Below are 5040 nucleotides of genomic sequence, written 5' to 3'. Positions count from 1 at the left end.
CGGCGCCCCGGACCCGCGCGGGTCCGGGGCTCCTACGCGTAGGCGCCCGGACCTCGACGATGTCGGACAGCGGGAACTCCAGGTAGTCCCCGGCCTCCTCGCACCACGCGTCGAGCACGCCGCTGCGCAGCTCGCCGTGGCTGATGGTGGCGGTCAGGCCGTCGGCCAGCGTGATCGCCGCCCGTACGCCCCGGTCCACCACGAAGCCGAGCAGGGACTGCTGGGCGGTCGGCAGCCGGGAGGCCAGGCGGCCGATGACCGCCCAGGTGCGGCCCGGCGCCTGGGCGCCCTCGCAACCGGTGGACAGCAGCCGCCGGGCGTGCTCGCGGGGGTCGGGCGCGGGCTCGGTCAGGACGTGGACCTGCTGCTCCAGTTCGGCCACCTGCCCGCCGGGCAGCAGGATCAGCCGGCCGCCGTCCTGCGGCTCCTCGACCCGGGCCCGGCGCACGGTGATCTCCCCGGTGTCCTCGACCGGCACCGGGGCGTAGCCGTTCTCGCGCAGCGCGGCCAGGGTCCGCCCGGCCGGCGCCGAGCTGGCCAGCACGGTGGGCGCGAGCAGGCGCAGGCCCAGCCGGGACAGCCGTCGGTGGGCGGCGATCTCGGCCAGCAGCGCCGGGTCGGAGGCCTGCACGATGCAGGCGACCGCGGTCACGGTGACCTCCCCGTGCCGTCTGGCCACGTCGCGCACGAGGTACTCCAAGGGCTGCGGCACCGCCCCCACCTCGGCCAGGTCGGCCAGCAGCCCGTCGGCGGTGTGGCCGGCGTCCAGCGCGCCGCGCACGCTCGCCGGGGTGAACCGCCAGACCGAGGCCGTGCCGCGCGACTCGCGCTCGGCGGCGCGGTCCAGCAGCGCCGCCAGCTCCGTCGAGGGCGGTCCGGTCACCACCGCCGTCAGGTCCGCGCCGAACAGGGCGCTGCGCCGGACGCCGGCCATGGCGCGGGTGGAGCACTCCACCAGCCCCGGGTCGTACTCCACGACCGGGCAGGCGTCGTCGCCCTCGTCTCCCACGCCGGCGTCCAGGGCGGCGAGCGCGCGGCCCAGGTCGGTGACGGCGTCGTGGACGGTGAGCCCGAGCAGCCGGGCCTCCTCCAGCACCGCCGGGGCGCACTCGGCCAGCAGCGCCGGATCCAGGAGCGGGGCGTGCCAGTGGACGAGCCGGACCAGGCCGCCGGTGTCGGCGCAGGCCGTACTCGCCGGCAGGCGCGCCAGCACGCCGAGCACCGCCCGGCGGATCCGCGCCACCGAGGCTCCGGCGGGGTCGTCGCCGAGCACCGTGCCGTACTTGCCGCGTGTCCGGCGCAGTGACGAGCGCTCCATCCGCCACCAGGCCGCCAGCAGCACCCGGAGCCGGGCCGGCGCGTCGTCCAGCCGCCAGCGGTCGAACCGGTCGGTGGGCACCAGCCCGCCGGCCGGCTCGTCCCAGGCCAGCAGGCGCGCCACCGCGCACACCTCCAGCAGCAGCCGGGTCTCGTCCTCGTCGCAGCCGGTCTCCTTGGCCACCCGGCGGACCTCCCGCACGCCGACCCCGCCGGCCTTGAGCAGCGGCAGCGGGGTCTTGGCGGTGTTCTCCAGCATCGCGGCGCAGCGCTCGACCACGTGCGGGGCGGCCAGGGTCATCAGGTGGTCGACGGTCTCCGGGTCGACCGGCAGCGTGGCGAGGTCGGGGGGGTCCGGGGTGAAGGGCGGCCGGTAGTCGGGACCGCGCAGCGCGAGCGCCACCTCGCGGGGCATCTCGGCCACGTTCCAGCTGGTCCGGAAGAGCAGGCCGTGGTCGGCGGCCCACTTCTCCGGGGAGCCGGGCACGACGAACCGGCCGCCGTCCACGTCGTGGACCGGGCCGTCCCAGACGAAGCCCTCCAGCAGCCGGGCGGTGCCCTCCGGCGCGCGGGCGAGGAGGGAGGTGACCCGTCCGGCGCCGGACAGCACCTCGGCGATCGCGGCGGCCGTGCGCCGTTTGGAGCCGGAGGGCAGGCCGAGCGAGCGCGCGAGCGAGCGCAGGGCGTCCGCGCTGACCGTCCAGGAGTCGAGGTAGTGGGCGAGCGGTTCGCCGAGCCCGCAGGGGGAGGTCCACCAGCGGGCGAGCGCGCCGACGATCCGGATGCGGCCCTCGTCGTCCGGCCAGGCCAGGGCGTGGTCGGCCAGCAGGTCGAGCCAGGGGGCCGGCGCGTCCTCGGGCACCCGCAGGAAGCGGGCCAGCCCCGCGGCGTCGACCTGGTCGCCGAGGGTCAGTGCGGCCTCCACCACCTCCAGCGCGGGCAGCGGCAGGGCGCGCAGCGCCTCCATCACGGCGAAGCCGTTGCCCAGCCGCTGGGCCAGCGTGCCCAGGCGGCGCGGCCACGGGGGAGCGATGGCGTCCGGCCGGTTGGCCAGGATCCGGGCGAGCCGCTCCTCGTCGAGGGTCTTCAACCAGCCGAGCAGGTGATCGTCCATCTCGCAGCTCTCTTATGGAATCGTGCGTGGGGGACTCTCCGGGAGCCGTCGGGGAGAGCGGGAAGCCGCTCCCTTCAGGGAGTGCAGGAGTCACCAACGGTAATGCAGAGGGCATTCCCGTAGGGGCTGCACCACGCAGAATGCGACAAGCTTGGCCGAACGAGCGCGGTGCGGCGCCTGAGGGGAGAACGGCCGGCCCCGGGTCCGGCGGCGGGGGGAGCGCCGGGCCCGGGACCGGCGGGCGCCGGATGAGGGGAAGAGGCGGCGCCTGTCCGGGGGAGGGCTTCGGGGTGTCCCGGGGGACGCGGTGCTCCGGGAGCGGGGGTCGGGGTGAGGTCGTCGGAGGGCGGGGCCGGGACCGTCAAGCCCGCAGGACCGCCCAGACGATTTTGCCGTACGGAGCGAGCGGCGCCCAGCCCCAGCGGACGCTCAGCGACTCGACGATGTGCAGTCCCAGCCCGCCGACCTCCAGCGGGGAGGGGTCGCGGAGGGTGGGGGACCCGGCGCCCGGGTCGTTGAGCGCGCACACGACCATGCGGTCCCTGCGGATCAGCGACAACCGGACCGGTTCCCTGGTGCGGTCCGCCGCGAGCCGGAGGCCGTGCCTGATGGCGTTGGTGGCCAGTTCGGAGACGACGACCCCCATGTTCTCGCCGAGGTCGTCGAGCCGCCAGCCGGAGAGCGTCCCGGCCGCGAAGCTCCGCGCGGAGTGCACGGACTCGGCGTGCGGGGGGAGGACGAAGGTGGCGCTGGCCGCCGAGGGGCCGGGGGGCGCCGCGGCCGGCGAGGACGCGGCCAGGAGGTCACGCGCCGGATCGGGCCACCAGCCGACGGGGGGCCACCAGTCGAGCGCCGTCCAGGCGGGGCGCGGGGGCGCGATGTGGGCGGACTGCACGCAGATCATGATGGCCTGAACTCCCGTGCATGTGCAAGAGCGAATGCACGTGCACGAGGTGGTCGCAACCGCTACGGTTACCCCTGTTTCGGTAATCCGGAAGGAAAGGGGATCTTGTCCGCGGCTGGGGATTCCCGGGCCGCGAAGTGACACACTGTCGATCAGGAAGCGAGCAAGGAGCACCACGTGTCCATTGATCCGCCGGGTACCGGTTCCACTGTTCGGCGCATCATGCTCGGCGCGAGCCTGCGCCGTCTGCGGGAGGAGAAGGGGCTCACCCGAGAGGTGGCGGGATTCCACATCCGCGCCTCCGAGTCCAAGATCAGCCGCATGGAGCTGGGACGCGTCGGGTTCAAGACGCGTGACGTGGAGGACCTGCTCACCCTGTACGGCGTGCTCGACAACGCGGAGCGGCGCAGCCTGCTGGAGATGGTCCGCGAGGCGAACACCCCCGGGTGGTGGCACAAGTACGGCGACCTGCTGCCGAACTGGTTCGCCACCTACGTGGGGCTGGAGGAGGCGGCGAACGTGATCCGCACCTACGAGGTGCAGTTCGTGCCCGGCCTCCTGCAGACGTCGGCCTACGCGCGCACCGTGATCCGGCTGGGCTACCCGGACGTGCCGGACGCAGAGATCGAGCGCCGCGTGCACATGCGCATGCAGCGGCAGGAGCGCCTGACGAAGAAGGACGGACCCCGTCTGTGGGCCGTCATCGACGAGGCGGCGCTGAAACGGCCGATCGGAGGCCGGGAGGTCATGGGCGAGCAGCTCCGGCACCTGCTGGAGGTGGCCACGCTCCCCAACATCACCATCCAGGTGATGCCCTTCCGGTTCGGCATGCACGCGGCCGAGGGCGGCGCGTTCAGCATCCTGCGATTCCCCCAGTCCGACCTGTCGGACGTCGTCTATGTCGAGCAGCTCTGGGGTGCCCTCTACCTGGACAAACGTGAGGACGTCGACCCCTACCTCACGGCCATGGAGCAGCTGTGCGTGGAGAGCACCACGCCCGGGGGCACCGCCGAGATCCTCGGCGACCTTCTCAGAGAGATGTAAATGAAGCAGACCTACAACGGCATGCCGGCCACGGACCTGGCCGGGGCCCGCTGGCGGAAGAGCCGCTACAGCAACTCGACGGGCAACTGCGTCGAGCTCGCCGAACTGCCGGACGGCAGCGTCGCGGTCCGTAACTCCCGGTTCCCCGACGGTCCCGCCCTGATCTACACCCGCGACGAGATCCGTGCGCTGGTGCTCGGGGTCAAGGACGGGGAGTTCGACGGTCTGATGGTGTAACACCGTTTTTACCTCGGCGCGCGCAGGTTAACCTGCGCGCGCCGACGGCGTAACGGGGGGGAGCCGGTCGCCCGGGCAGAGTTCGAGCCACACCGAACCTGGGGGCTCGAACATGATCGACCAGATGACCCTGTATCCCGTGGCCGACGACGTGCTGTTCGCGCCGGGCGGCCGCGTCGTGATCCGCACCTACGGCGTCGCCCAGGCGGCCGAGCGGGACGGCGCGCGCATCCCGGTGGCCTACCGCACCTGGGTCACCGGGGTGCGAGACCAGCCGCGCTACTGGCACTGGGGCCACTTCGAGGACGCCTGCCACGGCCACCGGAAGGTCGTGGAGTGGCTGACCGGCCGCGGGCCGCTGCCCGCCGCCGTGGCGGCCTGAGCGGCGCGCCGTACGGCGGGCACGGGCGCGGCGGACACCGGT

General features: G+C 73.9%; 5 protein-coding genes. 3 read left to right on the top strand and 2 right to left on the bottom strand.

The window, feature by feature from the left end; genetic code table 11:
• A partial coding sequence (locus ACWJ6R_RS29885) for a helicase-associated domain-containing protein (protein WP_449065426.1) occupies positions 1-2431 on the bottom strand: 2431 nt, incomplete at its 3' end.
• A 361-nt stretch (positions 2432-2792) separates the two neighbouring features.
• Entirely contained in the window at positions 2793-3335 is a 543-nt protein-coding gene (locus tag ACWJ6R_RS29880) for an ATP-binding protein (protein WP_449065425.1), read from the bottom strand.
• Between the two features lie 222 nt (positions 3336-3557).
• On the opposite strand from ACWJ6R_RS29880, the gene ACWJ6R_RS29875 reads away from it, so the two are divergent.
• The 3 genes from ACWJ6R_RS29875 to ACWJ6R_RS29865 all read left to right on the top strand — a co-directional run bounded on the left by ACWJ6R_RS29875 (position 3558) and on the right by ACWJ6R_RS29865 (position 4998).
• Positions 3558-4379, top strand: coding sequence for a helix-turn-helix domain-containing protein (locus tag ACWJ6R_RS29875; protein ID WP_449065427.1), 822 nt, complete (start codon positions 3558-3560; stop codon positions 4377-4379).
• Complete coding sequence (locus tag ACWJ6R_RS29870) at positions 4380-4616, top strand: DUF397 domain-containing protein (protein ID WP_449065424.1); 237 nt, start codon at positions 4380-4382, stop codon at positions 4614-4616.
• 124 nt (positions 4617-4740) lie between these two features.
• The gene (locus ACWJ6R_RS29865; RefSeq protein ID WP_449065423.1) at positions 4741-4998 is read left to right on the top strand and encodes a hypothetical protein; all 258 of its coding nucleotides are present in this window, start codon (positions 4741-4743) and stop codon (positions 4996-4998) included.
• Positions 4999-5040: the final 42 nt, after the last annotated feature.

This window comes from Planomonospora algeriensis (assembly GCF_977012225.1).
Note: the sequence above shows the minus strand (reverse complement) of the source record. Positions and strands in the feature narration are given on the sequence as shown.

What these genes read in the sequence shown, in the direction of transcription:
- ACWJ6R_RS29870 (WP_449065424.1), top strand. Translation starts at nt 4,380, where the DNA reads ATGAAGCAGACCTACAACGGCATGCCGGCCACGGACCTGGCCGGGGCC.
- ACWJ6R_RS29875 (WP_449065427.1), top strand. Translation starts at nt 3,558, where the DNA reads ATGCTCGGCGCGAGCCTGCGCCGTCTGCGGGAGGAGAAGGGGCTCACC.
- ACWJ6R_RS29865 (WP_449065423.1), top strand. Translation starts at nt 4,741, where the DNA reads ATGACCCTGTATCCCGTGGCCGACGACGTGCTGTTCGCGCCGGGCGGC.
- ACWJ6R_RS29880 (WP_449065425.1), bottom strand. Translation starts at nt 3,335, where the DNA reads ATGATCTGCGTGCAGTCCGCCCACATCGCGCCCCCGCGCCCCGCCTGG.